This window comes from Polaribacter sargassicola (genome assembly GCF_021991835.1).
In the GTDB taxonomy this organism is placed as follows: domain Bacteria; phylum Bacteroidota; class Bacteroidia; order Flavobacteriales; family Flavobacteriaceae; genus Polaribacter; species Polaribacter sargassicola.
The window spans coordinates 535,346-556,014 of sequence record NZ_JAHDAU010000002.1 but is presented as its reverse complement, the minus strand read 5'-3'; the positions used below and the strand labels follow the sequence as shown (position 1 = coordinate 556,014).

The 20,669-nt window shown below is 28.3% G+C and carries 17 protein-coding genes; 6 read left to right on the top strand and 11 right to left on the bottom strand.

All coding sequences use genetic code 11. The annotated features are described in order from the left end of the window. Positions 1–148 precede the first annotated feature (148 nt). Positions 149–1,021, top strand: a complete 873-nt coding sequence (locus KI686_RS05630; RefSeq protein WP_237588288.1) for a phosphatase PAP2 family protein — start codon at positions 149–151, stop codon at positions 1,019–1,021. 42 nt (positions 1,022–1,063) lie between these two features. Here the strand turns inward: KI686_RS05630 and KI686_RS05625 are convergent, their stop codons facing one another. The 5 genes from KI686_RS05625 to KI686_RS05605 all read right to left on the bottom strand — a co-directional run bounded on the left by KI686_RS05625 (position 1,064) and on the right by KI686_RS05605 (position 6,132). Continuing rightward, on the bottom strand, positions 1,064–1,762 hold the full coding sequence (locus tag KI686_RS05625) for a hypothetical protein (RefSeq protein ID WP_237588287.1): 699 nt from the start codon (positions 1,760–1,762) through the stop codon (positions 1,064–1,066). Positions 1,763–1,779: 17 nt separating this feature from the next. Further along, entirely contained in the window at positions 1,780–2,697 is a 918-nt protein-coding gene (locus KI686_RS05620; RefSeq protein ID WP_237588286.1) for a glutaminase, read from the bottom strand. A gap of 102 nt (positions 2,698–2,799) precedes the next feature. Then, positions 2,800–3,408, bottom strand: a complete 609-nt coding sequence (locus KI686_RS05615) for a helix-turn-helix domain-containing protein (RefSeq protein ID WP_237588285.1) — start codon at positions 3,406–3,408, stop codon at positions 2,800–2,802. Between the two features lie 214 nt (positions 3,409–3,622). Then, entirely contained in the window at positions 3,623–5,317 is a 1,695-nt protein-coding gene (gene lysS, locus KI686_RS05610; protein WP_237588284.1) for a lysine--tRNA ligase, read from the bottom strand. 314 nt (positions 5,318–5,631) lie between these two features. After that, complete coding sequence (locus tag KI686_RS05605; protein WP_237588283.1) at positions 5,632–6,132, bottom strand: DUF456 domain-containing protein; 501 nt, start codon at positions 6,130–6,132, stop codon at positions 5,632–5,634. Positions 6,133–6,296: 164 nt separating this feature from the next. Between KI686_RS05605 and KI686_RS05600 the strand changes: the two genes are divergently transcribed. The 5 genes from KI686_RS05600 to KI686_RS05580 all read left to right on the top strand — a co-directional run bounded on the left by KI686_RS05600 (position 6,297) and on the right by KI686_RS05580 (position 11,497). Then, the gene (locus KI686_RS05600; RefSeq protein WP_237588282.1) at positions 6,297–6,659 is read left to right on the top strand and encodes a BlaI/MecI/CopY family transcriptional regulator; all 363 of its coding nucleotides are present in this window, start codon (positions 6,297–6,299) and stop codon (positions 6,657–6,659) included. 154 nt (positions 6,660–6,813) lie between these two features. Then, positions 6,814–8,229: a M56 family metallopeptidase gene (locus tag KI686_RS05595; protein ID WP_237588281.1), complete on the top strand. Its 1,416-nt coding sequence runs from the start codon at positions 6,814–6,816 to the stop codon at positions 8,227–8,229. Between the two features lie 6 nt (positions 8,230–8,235). Then, on the top strand, positions 8,236–9,714 hold the full coding sequence (locus KI686_RS05590) for a M56 family metallopeptidase (protein ID WP_237588280.1): 1,479 nt from the start codon (positions 8,236–8,238) through the stop codon (positions 9,712–9,714). Between the two features lie 10 nt (positions 9,715–9,724). Continuing rightward, the gene (locus tag KI686_RS05585) at positions 9,725–10,978 is read left to right on the top strand and encodes a tetratricopeptide repeat protein (protein WP_237588279.1); all 1,254 of its coding nucleotides are present in this window, start codon (positions 9,725–9,727) and stop codon (positions 10,976–10,978) included. Between the two features lie 36 nt (positions 10,979–11,014). Beyond that, a complete protein-coding gene (locus KI686_RS05580) occupies positions 11,015–11,497 on the top strand; it encodes a hypothetical protein (protein WP_237588278.1) in 483 nt (160 codons plus the stop codon). Between the two features lie 71 nt (positions 11,498–11,568). Here the strand turns inward: KI686_RS05580 and obgE are convergent, their stop codons facing one another. From obgE to KI686_RS05550, 6 genes are all read right to left on the bottom strand, one after another. Beyond that, the gene (gene obgE, locus KI686_RS05575) at positions 11,569–12,558 is read right to left on the bottom strand and encodes a GTPase ObgE (RefSeq protein WP_237588277.1); all 990 of its coding nucleotides are present in this window, start codon (positions 12,556–12,558) and stop codon (positions 11,569–11,571) included. A gap of 80 nt (positions 12,559–12,638) precedes the next feature. Continuing rightward, complete coding sequence (locus KI686_RS05570) at positions 12,639–13,757, bottom strand: adenylate kinase (protein ID WP_237588276.1); 1,119 nt, start codon at positions 13,755–13,757, stop codon at positions 12,639–12,641. 98 nt (positions 13,758–13,855) lie between these two features. Then, entirely contained in the window at positions 13,856–16,831 is a 2,976-nt protein-coding gene (gene secDF, locus KI686_RS05565; protein ID WP_237588275.1) for a protein translocase subunit SecDF, read from the bottom strand. 168 nt (positions 16,832–16,999) lie between these two features. Then, positions 17,000–17,605 carry a hypothetical protein gene (locus KI686_RS05560; RefSeq protein ID WP_237588274.1) on the bottom strand — a complete coding sequence of 202 codons (606 nt, stop codon included), beginning with the start codon at positions 17,603–17,605 and terminating at the stop codon, positions 17,000–17,002. A 73-nt stretch (positions 17,606–17,678) separates the two neighbouring features. Next, entirely contained in the window at positions 17,679–18,605 is a 927-nt protein-coding gene (gene mdh / locus KI686_RS05555; RefSeq protein ID WP_237588273.1) for a malate dehydrogenase, read from the bottom strand. Between the two features lie 397 nt (positions 18,606–19,002). Further along, on the bottom strand, positions 19,003–20,010 hold the full coding sequence (locus KI686_RS05550; RefSeq protein WP_237588272.1) for a DUF6588 family protein: 1,008 nt from the start codon (positions 20,008–20,010) through the stop codon (positions 19,003–19,005). Positions 20,011–20,669: the final 659 nt, after the last annotated feature.

Genomic DNA, 20,669 nt, shown 5'->3' with positions numbered 1-20,669 from the left:
AATGTAATTTTTTTGTTTAATAATCTCTTGTAAAGTTAACAAGATTACTTAGATTTTATAGTGAATAGTTAGAACTTAACAGAATTTTATTATTGGATAAGTAAAATGATGTAAGAAACTTTATCTTTGATGCTTTATTTTTATATCGATGAGAAAAATAGTAACATTCCTTTTTTTAATAGCTTGTATTTATACAGGTTATAGTCAGACCAATAAATTTTCTTTAAACCTGAATAAGGATAGAAATTTATGGCAAACATTTACTTATGATTTAGGTAATATGGCTGGCGGAATGGGATACGCATACAGCAGACCTTTGTATTGGAAAGGTGAGCAATTTAAAAATGCAGGTTATGTAGCAGCCGGAACAGGAGCTTTGTTTTTGGTTGATGATAAAATAGATGATTGGGCAAATAATTGGCGTGCAGATGTGCCTCGTTGGTTAATAGATTATGGAAATGAATATGGAGGTCCAAACACAAATTTTAGGTTAACTGGTGCTGTATATTTGGTAGGTTTATTTACAAAAAATCCTAAACTAAGAAGAACAGGAGTTTTGTTAATTTCTTCGGCATCTGCTTCTGGTTTGTTACAACAAGTATCTAAAAGAATTATTGGTAGAGCAAGGCCAAAAGCAAATGTTGGTAAAGCTACCTTTGATCCACTTCATATAGATAGAGTTTATAATTACGACTCTTTTCCTTCTGGTCACGTAATGTTAGGTTTTACAAATGCCTATGTTTTGGCAAAACATTTTGATAATCCTTGGATAAAAGCAGGTTTGTATACTGTAGGTTCTATACCTGGTTTTGCTAGAATTATGGATCGTTTTCATTGGGTTTCTGATGTAGCTTTTTCTACAGCTTTAAGTATTTTTATTGTTGAAGCTATAGATAAATATTTAGATAGAAAGTACGATGAAAAATACAATGATAAAAGAGGTATTCTAAAAAAGGAGAAAAAAGTGGCTTGGGATATTCAGTTTACACCACAGAGTTTTGGGGTTGTAATGAATTTTTAGAATTCAATTGTTTAATTAGCATCTTTTAAAAATTACTTTTATTTAGCAAATTAAGAGTAATCTATATTGCTCATTTTTTTCAATAGGAGCTCTATGTAAGCAAGGTAAAACCTTACTTTTAGGATAATCTGTGGCTAATTTCCATAGATTACCAATACCTAAATTGGTGAATTCTGCATTTTGTTTTGGTTGATAGTGTAAATCGAAGAAAAACTCGCTTAAAAAAGCATTAAAACCTGCTTCTGGCCCGTCATATAACTTTTTAAGTTCGTTACGTATTTCTGGAATGTGTATTTTTTGATCTGCTTTAGAGTTTGCAACTATTTCACTAGCATCTCCGTGATATGTGCATAAAAAAGTATCGGTTGGTATCGGAGATTTATCGACATGAAAAGAATAAACATCCGTAGGAAAATAAGGAAAAGCGTCATCTCTATCATAACATTTTATGATGTTAATACTTGGCGAAGCTCCGTATTCTTTTAATAAATTAAAATCATCTAAAATAATAGTACGTGCCAATTGACCTTGTTTACTCAACTGAAGTTTGGTAAGATCATCCGGATTTAATAAGGTGATATTTTCTGTTAATGTTGTTTTTTTTATAATTTCAGTAAAATCACCTTCTAATGTACGATTCCAACACAATGCATTTACTTTTCCTTTAAAAGTAGTCGTTATAAGTTCTTTAAAATTAGAGACACATTGTATCTGATTATCTGAATGAGATAAGTTAACCATAATTGTTTACAATGTTTTTAAAAAATTGAAGAAGCCGTTTTTGTGGTAAATTTTTCTAAAAACAACATTCCTTTAAAAGAATTTCCTTTTTTATTTAATTTAGGACTCCAAACAGCAATACAAAATTGATCTGGATGTATGGCTACAATTCCGCCACCAACACCACTTTTACCAGGTAAACCAACACGAAAAGCAAACTCGCCAGATTCATCATAAAAACCACAAGTAAGCATTATGGCATTTACTCTTTTTGCTTGACTCATAGTAAGTATTCGGTTTCCTTTTATGGTGATAAAATTATCGTCTGTTAAAAAAAGAAATATTTCCGAAAGTTCTTTACAGGTCATTTCTAAAGAACACGTATAAAAATAGAAATCTAAAACTTCTTCTACATCATTTTTAATATTACCAAAAGATTTGATAAAATTACACAAAGCAACATTTCTAAAACCAGATTTTTTTTCTGATTCAGCCACTTTTACATTGTAATTTAAAGAAGTATTGTTAGATATTTCTCTACAAAAATCTAAAAAATCTGCTTTGGGGTTTTTTAAATGACTTAATAAAACATCGCAAATTACAATAGCACCGGCATTTATAAAAGGGTTTCTAGGTTTTCCAAAATCGGCCTCTAATTGTAATAAAGAATTAAACGGATTACCAGAAGGTTCTACATCAACTCTGTCCCATAATTTAGCATCTTCAAACTTATAAGCTAAAGTTAGCGTAAGAATTTTAGAAACACTCTGTATCGAAAATTTTTTTTCAAAATCTCCAACACCAAAGTTTTGTTTGTCTATAGTTGTAATGCTAATCCCAAAATTAGTAGGGTCTACAAATGCAAGTTCTGGTATATAATCTGCTACTTTGCCTGTGTCTGTTACATTTTTTACATCAGCATACACACATTCTATTACTTCTTTATAGTTTTTCATTGGTGATTTATGGAATTAATGGATGCAAACGTATTGGAATATTTTTAAAGAAACAACAAATAAAAAAGGAACTACATTTCTGTAATTCCTATTGTTCGTGTTTTATAAAAAAGGAAAAGATATAAAATATCTTGGTAGTTTTTCTTTTCTTATTCTTATTAAATTAAAAAGAGTAATTATTAAATTTGAGAAATAGAATATTCTAATTGTAATTTTAAAAAAAGGACTAATGTTCATTGTGTTAACCATATTTATCCATTCAGTCATACTATTGTTATATGGAATATAAAATGATCCTCTAGTTATTACTATCATAAAGTAAAGAAAAAATAATAATTGCCAATTAATTTGAAAATTAATAACTTTTCTACCTATTAAATCCGCATTTACAATTTTATTTTTTCTAAAAGACCAAAGTAAAACGGGTAATAGAAGTCCTAAAAAAGGATGAATTAAGTATGTTATTCCACTTAAAGAAATTAAAGCTAAATAGCCCAAATCGTCTTTTTTATCGTTATCTAAAAGATTTTCTGTAGTTGTTTCAAGAGCTTTTGCAATTTTCTTTAAGGAATCTCCTTTTGGAAGGGTTTCTCCTTTTTCCATTCGCTGAATTGTACGAATACTGATTTTGGATATCTCAGCAAGTTGTTCTTGAGAGTACCCTCTTTTTAATCTAAATTCTTTGATTTTTTCTGATGGATTTAAGTTCATGATATTTTAATTTTTAATTATTTGTTAAAATTACCAATGAAAAATGTGTCTTAGTAGTGTCATAATAGCGTCAATATAAAGACAATTTTATGTCAAAAAAAGTCATTTTATAAAAAAAAGTGTCATACAAAAAAAGGAACTACATTTCTGTAATTCCTTTTTTAAATTTATTATAAAATAGTTTCTGAAAATAAGTTCTTAGAAAAGCAAAATTTTATAGTGCTTCTACAAACAAACCTTCGTCTGTTTTAGAAACTTTTGCAACCTCTTTTTTGGTTAAACCTTTTATAGTTTTATCCCACTTTTTATTAGATAAACCAGATTGTGTTTTTAATTCTACTAAATCTATTTTTTCTGCTTTTGTAATAATTGCTAAAACAGCTTTTTCATCATCATTTAATTCTATAGAAGGAGCCTTTTTCTCTGGTCTCATTTGAGGGAAAAATAAAACTTCTTGTATAGATTGGTTGTTTGTTAAAAACATAATTAGTCTGTCCATTCCAATTCCCATTCCAGAAGTTGGTGGCATACCGTATTCTAAAGCTCTTAAAAAGTCTTGATCTATAAATTCTGTAGCTTCATCATCACCCTTTGCTGCTAATTTTAATTGATCTTCAAAACGCTCTCGTTGGTCTATTGGATCATTTAATTCAGAATATGCGTTGGCAATTTCTTTACCGCAAACCATCAACTCAAAACGCTCTGTTAATTCAGGGTTGTCTCTGTGTTCTTTACAAAGTGGAGACATTTCTTTTGGATAATCAGTAATAAAAGTTGGCTGAATGTAGTTTCCTTCACATTTTTCACCAAAAATTTCATCAATTAATTTTCCTTTCCCCATTGTTTCATCTACAGGAATATCCATAGATTTTGCAGCTTCTCTAATTTCATCTTCTGTTTTACCAGTAATATCAAAACCAGTAAAATGTTTAATAGAATCTGCCATGGTTACTCTTGCGTATGGCGCTTTAAAATCTATTTTATGTTCACCAAAAGTAGCTTCAGAAGTTCCGTTTACAGCAATTGCACAGTGTTCTAAAAGTTGCTCACAAAAATCCATCATCCAATTGTAATCTTTGTAAGAAACATAGATTTCCATGGCTGTAAATTCTGGATTATGAGTTCTGTCCATTCCTTCATTTCTAAAGTTTTTAGAAAATTCATAAACTCCATCAAAACCACCAACAATTAGTCTTTTTAAATACAATTCGTTAGCAATTCTCATATATAAAGGAATGTCTAAAGAATTATGGTGTGTAATAAAAGGTCTTGCAGCTGCACCACCCGGAATTGGTTGTAAAACAGGTGTTTCTACTTCAAAATAACCAGCATTATTAAAGAAAGAACGCATTGCATTAAACAATTTTGTTCTTTTTATAAAAACTTCCTTTACATGCGGGTTTACTACTAAGTCTGCATAACGTTGTCTGTATCTTAATTCTGGATCAGTAAAAGCATCATAAGTAACACCATCTTTTACTTTTGGCATTGGTAAAGGTTTTAATGCTTTAGAAAGCAGTTTAAAATCTTTAACTTTTACTGTTTTTTCGCCTACTTTTGTTGTAAACAATTCTCCTTCAATCCCTACAAAATCACCTAAATCTAGTAATTTTTTAAAAACATCATTATATAAAGTTTTGTCTTCTCCTGTACAGATTTCATCTCTGTTAAAATACACTTGTATTCTACCTTCACCATCTTGTAACTGAGCAAAAGAGGCTTTACCTTGTATATTAATAGACATTAATCTACCAGCAATAACTACCTTTTTATCAGCAACAAAATTCTGTTTAATCTCTTTTGAGTTAGAATCTATAGGGTATAAATCTGCAGGATAAGGATTGATACCTAAAGCGCGTAATTTTACAAGCTTTTCTCTACGTACAACTTCTTGTTCTGATAATTGCATTTGTTGTCTAAATTTTCTGATGTTTATTAAAGGATGCAAAGATACGATGCTTTAAATGAATAGACAATTGAGAAATAAATAAAAAATGCCTTCTTTACTTGCGAAAATTTAAAAAGGTTGTATATTTGTCGGCTGCTTTTTGTTAGGGCAGTTATTAGTTGTGTTGTTTTGGCACTTTAGTAAAAGTGTCATGGTTTTGTTAACCAATGGAAAGCTTCCCTGAAACGGGACGCTTTTTTTTGTTTTTAATGATAATGTTTTTTTTAGAAATATTTAAAATACACAACCTTCAGGTTTTATTTAAAGTAGATTTTTTAAAAAAAGTTTTCTTTTACTTCCCAAAATTGAATTAAAAAAAATACAAAGTAAGTAGCTGCAATAGAAAATTTGATGGTAGCTGAGGCTAAAAAGCCTACAAAGGCACCAAAAGAAGCCTTTAAAGCTCTGTTTGTATCTTTACTATCGTAAATTAATTCTCCAATTAAAGCTCCAAAAAATGTACCTATCAACATACCAAAAGGAATAGGAGAGAGCAGACCAATAATTAAACCGATTGTAGTACCATAAACCCCAAATTTTGTTCCACCAAATTTTTTAGTTCCTATTGCAGGTATAAAATAATCAAGAACCCAAATTAAGATTGCAATTGCTAAGGTTATTCCTAAAAAAGTAAAATCTATCGTAATTACTTTGGTTAAATGTAGTAAAAGTAAGCCTATCCAACTTGTTAAAGGACCAGGCAAAACAGGTAGAAAAGAACCAATAATGCCTAAGCAAACAAATAAAAAACCTAATAGTAGTAAAAAAATATCCATATTTATTAAAAAAAAATAGTAACTGCAAAGCCAATGTTTACGGCAGTTTTCTAATTATTAGACGGTTATAATTTCTTTTTGTTACAAATTTAATAACTAAAAAATTAGTTTAAACTAATAAAATAGTTATATTTGTAATGTTGAACTAAAAAATTAGTTAAAAAATGAGTAAGCAATTAACAAAAGCGGAAGAGCAGATAATGCAAGTTTTATGGACGTTAGAAGAAGCCTCTGTAAAAGATGTAATTGAAAAATTACCAGAACCAAAACCAGCATATAATACCGTTTCTACCATCATTAGAATTTTAGAAACTAAAGAATTTGTAAATCATAAACCTGTAGGTAGAGGTTTTTTGTATTATCCTATTGTAGAAAAAGAAGCTTATAGTAACCAAAGTTTACACAAATTAATGGACGGTTATTTTAATGGATCATTTAAAAGTATGGTTTCTTTTTTTGTAAAGGAAAATAAAATGGATGTTAAAGAATTAGAATCTATTTTAAAAGAAGTGAACAAGAAAGAGTAAGCAATATTAAAAAATATCGATTCGAGTGAATTTTTAAAGACATAAAATCTGTGTGGAGAAATTTGAAACGTTGGTTTGATTTTCATTTTAAATATTTCTTGATATAATTCTGTTGATAAACAGTCTCACTCGAATTGATTAATAAAAAAAAGTTATGATTAATTATATTCTACAAGTTATTTTGTTTCAAGTTTTGTTCTTGGCTATTTATGATTTCTTTTTAGGTAAAGAAACGTTCTTTAACAAAAACAGAAGCTATTTATTAACTACGCCTTTATTGTCTTTTTTAATTCCGTTGATAAAAATACCAACCTTTAAAAAAGCCGTTCCGCAAGAATATATCATTCATTTGCCAGAAATTGTTTTATCACCAGAAAAAGTGATAGAGAAAACAGAAATGTATCAGTCTGTTAATCAGGTAAATTATTTAAACATTTTATTTTGGATTGGTGTTGTAGTTTTTTCAATCTTATTTTTAGCGAAACTATTTAAAGTTGTCAATCTAATTAGAAAACATCAAGTTGTAAAAAATGAGTTTTTTAAGTTGGTTTTAATTCCGGAGCAAACAAAAGCATTTTCGTTTTTCAACTTTATCTTTTTAGGAAAAGAAATTCCAGTATCTCAGCAAAAACAAATTATAGCACACGAGTTAGTGCATACAAAGCAGAAGCATTCTTTAGACTTGCTGTTCTTTGAGATTTTAAAAATTGTTATGTGGTTTAACCCGATGATTTACTTCTACCAGAAAAGAATCACTTTAATACACGAATATATTTCTGATGAAGTTGCTGCAAAATCTGTCACAAAAGAAATGTATATAAACAACTTATTATCTAACTTTTTTCAAGTAGAAAATATTGCTTTTGTAAATCAATTTTATAAAAAAACCTTAATCAAAAAAAGAATTATTATGATGAAGAAAACACAATCTAAAAAAACAAAGCAGCTAAAATACTTAGTATTGATTCCTGTATTGGCAAGTATGCTGTTTTATACTTCTTGTGCATCTATAGCTAAAGAAAATAAATCTGAAATAGTTGTATTAAAAACACAAAATCAAGAATTATTAGATTCTTTAAGTTCTATAAATAAAAGATTAGATGCTACTACAAAATTGGTGAGTTCTGTTAAGAGCAATATAGATGCAAATGATCGTTCTACAAGTAAGTTGATAGAAATAGTGTTAGAAAATGAAGAAGCAACAAGTTCTGGAGAAGATATCTCTTTTACAGAAATAGAAAAAGCACCTACTTTTCCTGATTGTGAAGAAGGAGATAAGAAATGTTTTTCTAGAAGTGTACAAATGCATTTTGGTAAAAATTTTAATGCAGATTTAGTACAAAGTCTTGGTTTACCTTTTGGGAAAAAAAGAGTTTTTATAACTTTTAAAATAGATAAAGAAGGAAATGTAGCTGATGTAAAAGCTAGAGGGCCACATAAAAGTATAGAAGAAGAAGTGATAAGAGTAATAAGTACTTTACCCAAAATGATTCCAGGAGAACAAAAAGGCGAAAAAGTAAGTGTAAAATATTCAATTCCGTTTACTCTTTATGTAGATGATGTAAAATAAAAAGCGATGATAAATTATATTCTACAAGTTATTTTGTTTCAAGTTTTGTTCTTGGCTATTTATGATTTCTTTTTAAGTAAAGAAACGTTCTTTAACAAAAACAGAAGCTATTTATTAACTACGCCTTTATTGTCTTTTTTAATTCCGTTGATAAAAATACCAACCTTTAAAAAAGCGGTTCCACAAGAATATATTATTCATTTGCCAGAAATTGTTTTATCACCAGAAAAAGTGATAGAGAAAACAGAAATGTATCAATCTGTTAATCAAGTAAATTATTTAAACATTTTATTTTGGATTGGTGTTGTAGTTTTTTCAATCTTATTTTTAGTGAAACTATTTAAAGTTGTCAATCTAATTAGAAAACATCAAGTTGTAAAAAAAGAGTTTTTTACGTTGGTTTTAATTCCAAAGCAAACTAGAGCATTTTCGTTTTTCAACTTTATCTTTTTAGGAAAAGAAATTCCAGTATCTCAGCAAAAACAAATTATAGCACACGAGTTAGTGCATACAAAGCAAAAGCATTCTTTAGACTTGCTGTTCTTTGAGATTTTAAAAATTGTTATGTGGTTTAACCCGATGATTTATTTCTATCAGAAAAGAATCACTTTAATACACGAATATATTTCTGATGAAGTTGCTGCAAAATCTGCCACAAAAGAAATGTATATCAACAACCTATTATCTAACTTTTTTCAAGTAGAAAATATTGCTTTTGTTAACCAATTTTATAAACAAACATTAATTAAAAAAAGAATTATTATGATGAAAAAAACACAATCTAAGAAAATGAATCAAGTAAAATATTTAGTATTAATACCTGTATTGGCAAGTATGTTATTTTATGTATCGTGCACAAATTCTAAGAGTGATTCTATGGATGTTTCTACAGAAGAATATCAAGGGAAAATTAAAATAGAAAATGAATTTTATTTGATAAAACAAAATGAATTAGGTGAAACCATTGGTGTTGATAGCAACGGAAAAGAAGTAGATGTTTTAACTTTATTACCAGAAAGTGTTGTTGCTTTAAACTTTAAGAAAGGTAAGTTGGTAAATGAGTTTACTTATACAAAACAAATAACTAACGATAAAGCTAAGAGTAGTTCTAAGATGCTTGATGAGGTAATAGTGCCAGAAAGTGCATGGAATGTTTCAACTACACAACCAGATTGTAATTCTACCGATAAAGACGAACAAATGAAATGTTTTGCTGCTAATGTTCAAAATCATTTCTCTGAAAGTTTTAATAAAGATTTGCTTAATAATTCTGGTTTAAAATCTGGTGTAAAAAGAGTTCTTATAGCTTTTAAAATTAATTCGGAAGGTGAAGTTGATGGTGTAAAGGTTAGAGCATCAGATGTTAAAATAAAAGAAGAAGTTGTTAGAGTTATGAATAATTTACCAAAAATAGTTACAGAGAAAAAACCAAGTAATAATGAAGAAGTTTATTACAATATTCCTTTAACGATAAAGGTAATCTAATTAAAAACACATGAAAAAGAAGATATTATTTATAATTTTATTTGGATTTTTAAAAGTCGGGGCGCAAACTCCGGCTTTTTCTACGATTGATAGTTTGTTTGAAAAAGGAAGATATCATTTAGCTTTAAATGAGTTAGAAAGTATAAAAGAACCTTCTTTTTTATCAAACTATAAAACAGCAATTATTTACGAATCTATAGACAATTATGCAAAAACAGTTCTTTTTTTAGAAAAGGCATTGGTTTTTAAAGAAGATTATAAAGCAAAATTAAAATTAGCCAAAGCTTATCAGCGATTAAAAAAAACATATAAATCAATTAAAATATACGAAGATATTTTAGCAAAAGATTCTTTAAACTTGGTTTTAAAATATCAATTAGGTAAACTTTACTTAGTATCTAAAAATGGAGATAAAGCCATAAAAGTATTTAAAGATTTAATTAAAAAAGATACTTTAAATGCACATTATTCTTATCAATTAGGTTTGTCTTATGCTATAAAAAATGATAGAGATAGAATGATTAATAGTTTTTTAGATACTTACGCTAAAGATTCTACACATTTAAATGCTATTTTAAGATTGTCTACAAGTTTTAATAAACTAAAAGATAAAGATTCTACAAGAATTTTTGTTGATAAAGGCTTGCAAATAGATAGTAACCATGTCTCTTTAAATAAGTTAAAAATAAACCTATTATATAAAGATAAAAAATATGTTGAAGCTCTTCCGTTTCTATTTAAACTCGATACAATTTCTAAAAATGATACATACCCAATTTCTATGTTAGGACGTACTTTTTACAATTTAGATAGTTTAGATAAAGCTAAAAAATACTTTAATAAATTAAAATTTGTAGAAAGAGATAATTTTAAACCTTATACTTTTTTAGGACATATAGCAATGAAAGAGAAAAATTATAAATTGGCAGAACTTAATTATAGAATGGCCACCTACATTGGTAAAGAAAAGAGAGATGAAGAGTATTTTGGAATGGCTACTATGTATTATGAAACTAAAAAACCTAAGCAAGCAATTATAAATTTTGAAAAAGCATACAAAGAAAACTTTAATAATTACAAAGCTCTTTTTCAGTTAGCTAAATTGTCTGATGATTTTTATAAAGATAAAAAAATAGCATATGCACATTATAAAAGATACATTGAAAGGTTTGAATCTAAAGATAAAGTTATCACTGATTTTGTAGAAAAGAGATTAAAAGAGATCAAAAAAGAGTACTTTTTAAGAGGAGAAACTTTAGAATAAAAAGTCGTTAAAGTTTTGTAAATTCACACTTTAAATATGAGTATGTTTTTACGAGTTACTTTTTTTATAATGTTGCTTTTTTGTTTCACTTCTTGTGATAAACTCTCTTTTTCTAAGAAAATAGAAGTTCCTGTTTTAGATACAATTGTAGATTTTTCTTCTGTTGATGTTTTTCCTTCTTTTAAAGTTTGTGATAATATTATTGATAAAGAAGAAAAAGAAGACTGTTTTAGAGCAACAATACATCAAAAAATAGGAGAGCAGCTACAAAAACATACTTTTACAATTGTAGATTCTATAGATGAGGTGGTCTATGTAAACTTAATAATTAATGCTGAAGGTTTATTTATATTAGATTCAACTCAATATTCAGATAAAATTAAAAAAGAACTACCTAAATTAGATAGTTTACTAAAGTTTAGTGTAGAAAAATTACCAAAGATTCATCCAGCCATTAAAAGAGGGATTCCTGTTACTACAAAATATAGATTGCCTATAAGAATTCAATTGTCAGAATAAAAAAACTCAAACAAATTAATGCTTGAGCTTTTTATTTTATCAAAGTGAAAAATATAAAAGTAACTATGTTACTAATTCAACATTTTCCAAAGTTTGTCTTTTAATTCTTGTAAACCTTTTTGAGCAACAGAAGAAATAAATAAAGCATCTACACCTTCTGGTAACTCTGCTTTAATTTCTGCTTGTAACTCTTCATCTAACATATCCGATTTAGAAATAGCTAATAATCTTTCTTTATCTAACAATTCTGGATTGTGTTTTTTAAGCTCATTTAATAGAATTTCATATTCTTTATTGATGTCATCACTATCTGCAGGAATTAAAAATAACAATGCAGAATTACGTTCTATATGACGTAAAAAACGATGTCCTAATCCTTTTCCTTCTGCAGCACCTTCTATAATTCCAGGAATATCTGCAATTACAAATGTTTGATGATTTCTATGTTCTACAATACCTAAATTAGGTTTTAGTGTTGTAAAAGCATAATCTGCAATTTTTGGTTTTGCAGAGGTTAAAACAGATAATAAAGTAGATTTACCTGCATTAGGAAAACCAACCAAACCAACATCTGCTAACAGTTTTAATTCCATTCTAAACCAACCATCAGCACCATCCATTCCTGGTTGAGAATATCTTGGAGTTTGATTTGTAGAAGATTTAAAATGCCAGTTACCTAAACCACCTTTACCACCTCGTAATAAGATAACTTCTTTTTGATGTTCTGTAACCTCTACAATAACTTCATCTGTATCTGCATCTCTAATAATGGTACCTAAAGGTACATCTATATAAATGTCTTCTGCATCGTGCCCGGTACTTCTACTAGCACTACCTGCGCCACCATTTTCTGCTCTAAAATGACGTTTAAATTTCAGGTGGAATAATGTCCACATGTTTTTATCACCACGCAAAATAATATGTCCTCCACGGCCACCATCACCACCATCGGGTCCTCCTTTGGTAATAAATTTTTCTCTATGTAAGTGCATAGAACCTTGTCCGCCTTTACCAGAAGAAGCGTATATTTTTATGTAATCGACAAAATTTCCTTCAGTCATCTTAGTGTAATTGTTAAATAGTTTAAACGTATAATTGTATTTTTTGTTTAAACAATTAAACGTTTAAACAGTTACACGTTTTATAGTGTATCAAATACTTTGGTAATTCTGTTTGTAATTTCTTCAATAGAACCTACACCGTTAATACCGTAATATTTTTTTTGATCGTTAAAATAATCTTTTAAAATAGCTGTTTTTGTATTGTATTCGTTAAAACGGTTTCTAATTTTACTTTCGTCTGTATCATCAGTTCTTCCGCTAGTTTTACCTCTTTCTAATAAACGAGTAACTAAGACATCTTCTGGTACTTCTAAAGCAATCATTCCGTTAATTTGTTCACCTTTTTCAGATAAGAATTCATCTAAAGCTTTTGCTTGAGATTCTGTTCTAGGAAAACCATCAAAAATAAAACCTTTTGCATCTGCATTTTTTTCTACTTCTGCTTTTAGCATATTAATGGTTACTTCATCAGGTACTAAATCACCTTCATCCATATATTTCTTAGCCAATAAACCTAATTCGGTTTGGTTTTTAATATTGAAGCGGAATACATCACCTGTAGAAATATGTACTAAGTTGTACATGTCTTTTAAAAATTCTGCTTGTGTTCCTTTTCCTGCTCCAGGAGGGCCAAATAATACTATGTTTTTCATTTTGGGTTGTGTTGATAATTGATATATTGCTGGGTGATTTCTACCTAATCCGTTGTAATCTAAACCGTAACCTACAATAAATTTATCTTCTATACTTTTACCGATATAATCTATTGGTAGTTCTTTTCTAAATACGTCTGGTTTAAAAAATAACGTAGCAATTTTTAATTGTTTTAAGTTTTTGTCTCTAAAGATATTATAAATTTGTTGTAAAGTGTTTCCTGTATCAATAATATCTTCTAATATAATTACAGTTCTATCAGATAAATCTTCATTAATACCTACTAATTCTTTTACATTTTCTGTAGATTTTCTACCGCTATAAGAGGCTAGTTTAACAAAAGAAACTTCGCAATTGTTATTAAACTCTCTAATAAAATCTGCAGCAAATAAAAAACATCCATTTAAAATACCTACAAAAATAGGCACTTCTCCTTTTGGTAAATCTAATTCTACTTGGTAGGCTAGATTTTTTACAATAGCAGCAATTTCTTCTTTGTTAATGTAAGGTTTAAAATATAAGTCTTGAAGTTTTATTATGCTCATAAGAATGTAAATATAATAAATATGTAAGTTAATGAAAAAACCGTTTTTAATCTGATAAACAGTAATTAAAAACGGTTTTGAGGTATCTTAAAATAAGATTATTTATTTTTTTCTTCTTTTTTTGTAGTATCGTACATAATTGGCGTTGCAACAAATAATGATGAATATGTACCAACTGCTACACCTACAATTAAGGCAAACATAAATCCTTTAATAGAATCTCCACCAAATAAGAAGATTGCTAACATTACTAATAATGTTGTTAAAGAAGTGTTTATTGTTCTACCTAAAGTAGAGCTTAATGCTTTGTCTACAAGCTCACTATATTTCCAATTAGAATGAGTACCTGTAAATTCTCTAATTCTATCAAAAATTACCACGGTATCATTTAGAGAGTAACCAACTACTGTTAAAATAGCGGCAATAAAAGATTGACCGATTTCCATATCAAAAGGCATAAAACTGTATGTAATAGAGAATACACCTAATACAATTAATACATCGTGGAAAACTGCAGCTACAGCACCAATAGAGAAAGAAACTTTTCTAAAACGTAGTAAAATGTATAGGAAAACTACTAATAAAGAACCGAATACCGCATATAAAGCTGATGTTTTAATGTCATCTGCAATGGTAGGTTCTACTTTCATGTAGCTCATTACACCTGCACCTTGTTTTTCGAAACCTGGTTTAAAGTTTTCATAAGATGTTGTACCTAAGTAAGGTTTTAAACCTGTAAATAATGCATTTTGTACTTCTTCATCAACATCTGTACCTTCTTCATCAATTTTGTAAACAGTTGTTATTTTTAATTGATGATCAGATCCATATGTTTTAACTTCTGGTGCAGTACCAAAAGCACCTTTTAATGTCTCAGCAACATCAGTGGCACTCATTGCATCATCAAAACGAACAATATAAGAACGACCACCTTTAAAGTCTACACCTTGTTTTAATCCGATAGAGAATATTGAAACAATACCAGCAACAATAATACTACCAGAAATGATGTAAGCAATTTTACGTTTCTTTAAGAATTCTACATTTATATTTTGGAACCATCCTTTAGAGATAGATGTGTTAAAAGTTAATTTAGCACCTTTATTTATAGATCTATCAATTAATAAACGAGTAATAAATACAGCTGTAAATAATGATGTAGCAATACCAATCATTAATGTTAAGGCAAAACCTTTAATTGGTCCTGTACCAAAAACATATAAAATAACACCTGTTAATAAAGTAGTAATATTTGCATCAATAATTGCAGATAAAGCTCCCTTTATAGAAAAACCTTCTTCTACAGATTGTTTTAAACCTTTTTTAGAAGCTAAACCTTCTTTAATTCTTTCGAAGATAATTACGTTTGCATCTACAGACATACCTATTGTTAAGATAATACCAGCAATACCAGGTAACGTTAATACGGCATTAAAAGAAGCTAAAATTCCGAATATAAATAAGATATTTACTAATAAAGCAATATCTGCATATGCACCAGCTTTTCCATAGTATAAAGTCATCCAAACTAATACTAATAAAATAGCTAAACCAAAAGAAAGGAAACTTGCATCAATTGCTTCTTGTCCTAAAGATGGACCTACAACTTCTATTTGAATTATTCTTGCAGTTGCTGGTAATTTACCTGCTTTTAATACTGTAGCAATATCTTCTGCTTCTGCAACTGTCATTGTACCACCAGAAATAGATGTTCTACCTCCTGTAATAGCTTGGTTAACAGATGGGGCTGTGTAAACATAATCATCTAAAACAACGGCAACAAAATTACCAACGTTGTCTGCTGTCATTTTTGCCCATTGTTTAGAACCAGAACTATTCATAGTCATAGAAACCTCTGGTTTATTTAATTGGTCAAAAACTTGGCCAGCATCTAAAATAACATCACCTTCAATAGTTGGTTTGTCGTTTCTATTTCCTTTAATAGCGTATAAACCAATTAATTCTGTTCCGTCTTTACCTTTATTAGATTTATAATCCCATAAAAATTTAATGTATTTTAATTCGTTTGGTAATAAAGATCTTACCTCTTTTTTATTTAATAAAGAATTAACCATTGCAGTATCTACAACTCTAGCCTGAGCAACTAAAGAACTCATTTGTTGTTGAGATTGTGCTACGTTTGGATATAAGTATGTAAATAAGTTTTTCTGAGCAACATTAGTAGAATCTACAGATTCTCCTAATAAATCATCAATATCATCTTTTTTAGTAGAATCAACTACTTTTTCTAAAGCAGAATCATCTTTTAACAGTTCTGCAACTTTACTATTAGCAATAAAGAAATAATTTTGAACTTCTGCATTTGTATATACTTCCCAAAATTGTAACTCTGCTTTACTAGTAATTAACTTAGTAACACGTTCTATGTCTTTTGCTCCTGGTAATTCAATTTGAATTCTACCAGAAGTTCCAATTCTTTGGATGTTTGGTTGTGTAACACCAAATTTATCAATTCTACTTCTTAATACTTCAAAAGCAGTAGCAATAGAACTATTAATTTCTTCTTGTAATGTTTCTTTTACAGTTGAATTTGCTTCATTAAAAGAAATTTTATCACTTAAAGCTTTTGTTCCAAAAATAGATGGATCACTTAATTTTGTGTCTCCTGCAACTTTTTCGAATTCTTCAAAAAACAAATCTAAATAAGTAGCATTACTGTTTTTTTGTCTTTCGTCTGCTGCATCTAAAGCTTGGTTAAAAACAACGTTTTTAGAATCGTTAGATAAGCTTTTTAAAACTTCTTTTACAGATACTTGTAAAATAGCATTAATACCACCTTTTAAATCTAAACCAAGATTCATTTCTTTGTCTTTAACATCATTGTAGCTGTATTTTGTAACACCTAAATCAATAATATCTATGTTGGCAACACTATCTAAGTACTTTGTTTCTAAAGCAGCTTTTTGTCTTGCATCACTATCAACACCTTTTGTATCAGCGTAAGCTAAAGCGTCGTCTTCTACTTTGTTGGCCAAAAACGTAAATGATAGTTGATATAAACTCACTAATCCGAAAAGAATAGCAAATAATTTAATAAGTCCTTTGTTTTGCATTTTATATGTCTTTTTTGTCAAAAATTTTAAAAACGAGCAAATATATAACTTCTCGTACTTTTTTTGACAATGTATTTGTTTTAATATTTTATTTTTTAACAACTGATTATTAGACTCAATTGTAAGGTTGATTTTATAGAATACAATCTACCTAATAATGTAATGTATTTAAATATAAAAATAAGATGGACCAGCTCTTACTTCTGGTTGATAATGAAGTGTGTTGTCTTTAGAGTTTATATTATCTCTATTAAATTTATAAGTTCTTTTAAAAACTTTATCTGCTTCATTTTTTAAAGAATTATTTAAAGGAGCATAATCTTTACTAAGATGAGATCTGTTAATGTCGCTTTTAAATTCTAATAAAATTGAATTGTTATCAAAGTTAGAAACCTCAGAATGATCACTTAACTCATGAACATCAATATTGTATTTGGTAAATTTTTTAAAAGGAAAATTACCTTTTGGTACGTTGTTTTTTGATAATTTATTTTTATTGGAAAGCGCTTCTTTTATATTTGAAGCATTAATAGTACTAAAGTAAGAAATTTTTAAAGTATTGTTTTTTGTCTTGTATACTTTAATATTAGAAGCACCTGCAGAAAAAAGTTGTTTTTTTACAACTTTTATGGTGTTTTCTACTTCATTTTTAGCAATGTCTTGGTTGTTAAACTCTAGTACAATTTCTTGATTAGGCAGAAGTATTTTTTCTTGAAAAGCTCCAAGAAAAGTAAATGCAATTAAAAGTGTACTAATGTACCATTTTGCTTTCATGCGCCAAATATATAAAAAAGATTGCTTTAAACAGTTAAGTAAAAAGCAATCTTAATTTATACAATTTATTCTCTTAAAGTTCTAATAAACCATTTGTTTTAGAAACACCAGCAGCAGATTCTTGTAAATGAGCTTTTTCTGCATCGCTTAAGTTAATTTCTACTATACTTTCTATACCGTCTTTACCTAAAACAACAGGTACACCAATACATAAGTCTTTTAAACCATATTCTCCGTCTAATAAAGAAGAACAAGGGAAAATCTTTTTAGTATCACAAGCAATTGCTTGTACCATTCCAGAAACAGCAGCACCTGGGGCATACCAAGCAGAAGTACCTAATAAACCAGTTAAAGTAGCTCCACCAACTTTAGTGTCTTGTTTAACTTGTTCTAATCTTTCTTCAGAAATAAATTCAGAAACAGGAACAGAGTTTCTAGTAGCTAATCTTGTTAAAGGAACCATACCTTTATCTGAGTGACCACCAATAACCATACCATCAACATCAGAAATAGGCGCACCTAAAGCTTCTGCTAATCTATATTTAAAACGAGCAGAATCTAATGCACCACCCATTCCTATAATTTTATTTTTAGGTAACCCTGTTGTTTTATGAACTAAGTAAGTCATTGTGTCCATAGGGTTAGAAACAACAATAATAATTGTGTTTGGAGAATGTTCTATTAAGTTAGCAGATACTGTTTTTACGATTCCTGCATTTATACCAATTAATTCTTCACGAGTCATACCTGGTTTACGAGGAATTCCAGAAGTAATTACACAAACATCAGATCCTGCTGTTTTAGAGTAATCATTTGTGCTTCCAGTAATTTTTGTATCAAAACCATTTAAAGAAGCAGTTTGCATTAAGTCCATTGCTTTACCTTCTGCAAAACCTTCTTTAATGTCTAAAATTACAACTTCAGAAGCGAAGTCTTTAATAGCTATGTATTCTGCACAACTTGCACCTACTGCACCTGCACCAACAACTGTAACTTTCATATAAATATATTTTATTGTGTTAAATTTAGTTACAAAAATAAGGTAAAATATTGATAATAATAAGTATTAAGGGTAATAAAACCCTATGCTATTGCTAAATAATAACAATTGATTATTCTTGGTTTGTAAAGTAATATTTTAGGTAATTATTATGATATAAGTTGTTTTATTGATAAAAGTTTATAATAAGTTGAAAAAACATTAAAATTTTGTTTCTTATTTAAAGTAGGGTTTTCTGCTTAATTAGTTAATTTAACTAAAAATAAAAATGATGAAAAAAATTAAACATTTTAAGAAAATATTATTCCTTTTTTAAAATTTAGATTTAGCGGTTTTTAGTATTGGTAGTTTTAAATAAAACAGATAAAAACAAGCAAAAGTTTTTGGAGTTATAAATTTAATTAACACTAAAAATTATACCTGTAGAGATAGTGTTATATTTTTGTAGAGTAAAGTCTGCAAATATTTTAACAAAATTAAAGTCGAATCTTGTACCTAATGTTGCTTTCATACTCCCTGATTTAAAATTTAAAATAGGTGTATCATAATCTTGTTCATCTGGTCCTCCTTTGTCGTAAATAAATCTTCCTTCAAAATGAAAATTACTATTTCCAGATCCATAACCAACTATTCCGTAAAAATTAACTTTAGAGTAGTTTAAAGAAAATATTGATTGAAAGTTGTAAGAGTTTAGATTAAAATCGGCAGCTCCATTTTCTGTAGATAAAATTTCGGAATTTAGGTTTGCAAATCTATAATTAACATTAAAAGACGTAATTGAGGTTAATAAAGAAATGTGTAAAGGGAGGTTAAATTCACCAAACCAATCGGTAATTTCTTTTTTTAATCCAAAACCTATAAGATTATAACTTAAGCTTTCTCCAACAATATTAATTTTAGGTAAGTAACGGAAAAGTATTTCTGTTTTATAGGGTAAACCTAGAGTTAGTTGTGCTAAAGGAGCAGGAGTTGCGTTAAAAGGTAATTTCATTTCAGTTCCTCCTGGCATTCTTACAGATAAAGAAAAACCATCTGATGATATTACTTTTAAAAAGTTTCCATGGGGTTGACTGCTAACTACAGTTGGTCCTTCATATACGCCACCTTCGTTTTGGTTTACTTTTGTTAAACCAGTTACTTTAAAAAATTGTCTTTTAACAGGAACAATAGCTCCACTAACACCTAATGTAAAATCAAATCCAAATGGTTTGTGTGTTTCTGCAGTATGAGCCCATCCGTTGTTAATACTATAGATAGATCCTTCCATTGCTGGTCTGTAGTAACCTTGTAATAGTTTAGTAGCATCATCTAGACCAGTTACTAAAACATCTTGTGCGCCGTCTTGTGATCTTAAAGTCTGTGTGAAAATTAAAAGAAAAAGTAATGTTAATTTAAGTTTTGCCATCATAAAAAAATTAATCTAATAGAAAAATTGACGCAATGCTAACTTTTCTAATTTCATAAAAAATGATATGATTAGACCTTTTAGAAATAAGATGTTTTTTAATATTTGATAAGGGAGGAGATGTGTTGTTTTTTATTATTGATAATACCATGTTCAACTTTTTATTTTCTTAGCTTTTTTAAAAATAACCCAATTCTATTTTGATATAGAGTTGTTTATCTCAATTTCATTCTGCAAAGTAGTGAGAAAAAATAAAATATTTGTTATTGTAGAGTTTACTTTTTTGTTTTTAAATAAAAATTATTCTAATTTTTTGTTGTTCGAGGTATTTAATTGTTAGTTGAAATTATTATTATGATTATTACCGCTTGCTTATTTTGAATATTTAAAAAAATAACTTTGTTCTATATGGTTTTTATATAATTAGATAAAGTTTAGTTAAGTTTTTTTTAGTTGATTTAATTTTTTTTATCTAAATGAAATAAAAGGATTATTTCTTTAATCTTTATGAGTTTTTTAAAAGTTTATAGATTTATATAGTAATTTTCTTCTTCAAATTTTTAATGTTAATATTATGTAAATCAGTAGCGAGTAGTTTTTATGTTGTTGTTTTGTAATTTTTTTTTTTCAGTATATTTACAGCGTTAACAAATTTTATA

Bases quoted from the DNA above. Each gene is read 5' to 3' on its own strand.
- secDF (WP_237588275.1), bottom strand. From the start codon at position 16,831: ATGCAAAACAAAGGACTTATTAAATTATTTGCTATTCTTTTCGGATTA.
- mdh (WP_237588273.1), bottom strand. From the start codon at position 18,605: ATGAAAGTTACAGTTGTTGGTGCAGGTGCAGTAGGTGCAAGTTGTGCA.
- KI686_RS05580 (WP_237588278.1), top strand. From the start codon at position 11,015: ATGAGTATGTTTTTACGAGTTACTTTTTTTATAATGTTGCTTTTTTGT.
- KI686_RS05600 (WP_237588282.1), top strand. From the start codon at position 6,297: ATGAGTAAGCAATTAACAAAAGCGGAAGAGCAGATAATGCAAGTTTTA.
- KI686_RS05615 (WP_237588285.1), bottom strand. From the start codon at position 3,408: ATGAACTTAAATCCATCAGAAAAAATCAAAGAATTTAGATTAAAAAGA.
- obgE (WP_237588277.1), bottom strand. From the start codon at position 12,558: ATGACTGAAGGAAATTTTGTCGATTACATAAAAATATACGCTTCTTCT.
- KI686_RS05605 (WP_237588283.1), bottom strand. From the start codon at position 6,132: ATGGATATTTTTTTACTACTATTAGGTTTTTTATTTGTTTGCTTAGGC.
- KI686_RS05550 (WP_237588272.1), bottom strand. From the start codon at position 20,010: ATGGCAAAACTTAAATTAACATTACTTTTTCTTTTAATTTTCACACAG.
- KI686_RS05570 (WP_237588276.1), bottom strand. From the start codon at position 13,757: ATGAGCATAATAAAACTTCAAGACTTATATTTTAAACCTTACATTAAC.
- KI686_RS05585 (WP_237588279.1), top strand. From the start codon at position 9,725: ATGAAAAAGAAGATATTATTTATAATTTTATTTGGATTTTTAAAAGTC.
- KI686_RS05630 (WP_237588288.1), top strand. From the start codon at position 149: ATGAGAAAAATAGTAACATTCCTTTTTTTAATAGCTTGTATTTATACA.
- KI686_RS05595 (WP_237588281.1), top strand. From the start codon at position 6,814: ATGATTAATTATATTCTACAAGTTATTTTGTTTCAAGTTTTGTTCTTG.
- KI686_RS05625 (WP_237588287.1), bottom strand. From the start codon at position 1,762: ATGGTTAACTTATCTCATTCAGATAATCAGATACAATGTGTCTCTAAT.
- lysS (WP_237588284.1), bottom strand. From the start codon at position 5,317: ATGCAATTATCAGAACAAGAAGTTGTACGTAGAGAAAAGCTTGTAAAA.
- KI686_RS05560 (WP_237588274.1), bottom strand. From the start codon at position 17,605: ATGAAAGCAAAATGGTACATTAGTACACTTTTAATTGCATTTACTTTT.
- KI686_RS05590 (WP_237588280.1), top strand. From the start codon at position 8,236: ATGATAAATTATATTCTACAAGTTATTTTGTTTCAAGTTTTGTTCTTG.
- KI686_RS05620 (WP_237588286.1), bottom strand. From the start codon at position 2,697: ATGAAAAACTATAAAGAAGTAATAGAATGTGTGTATGCTGATGTAAAA.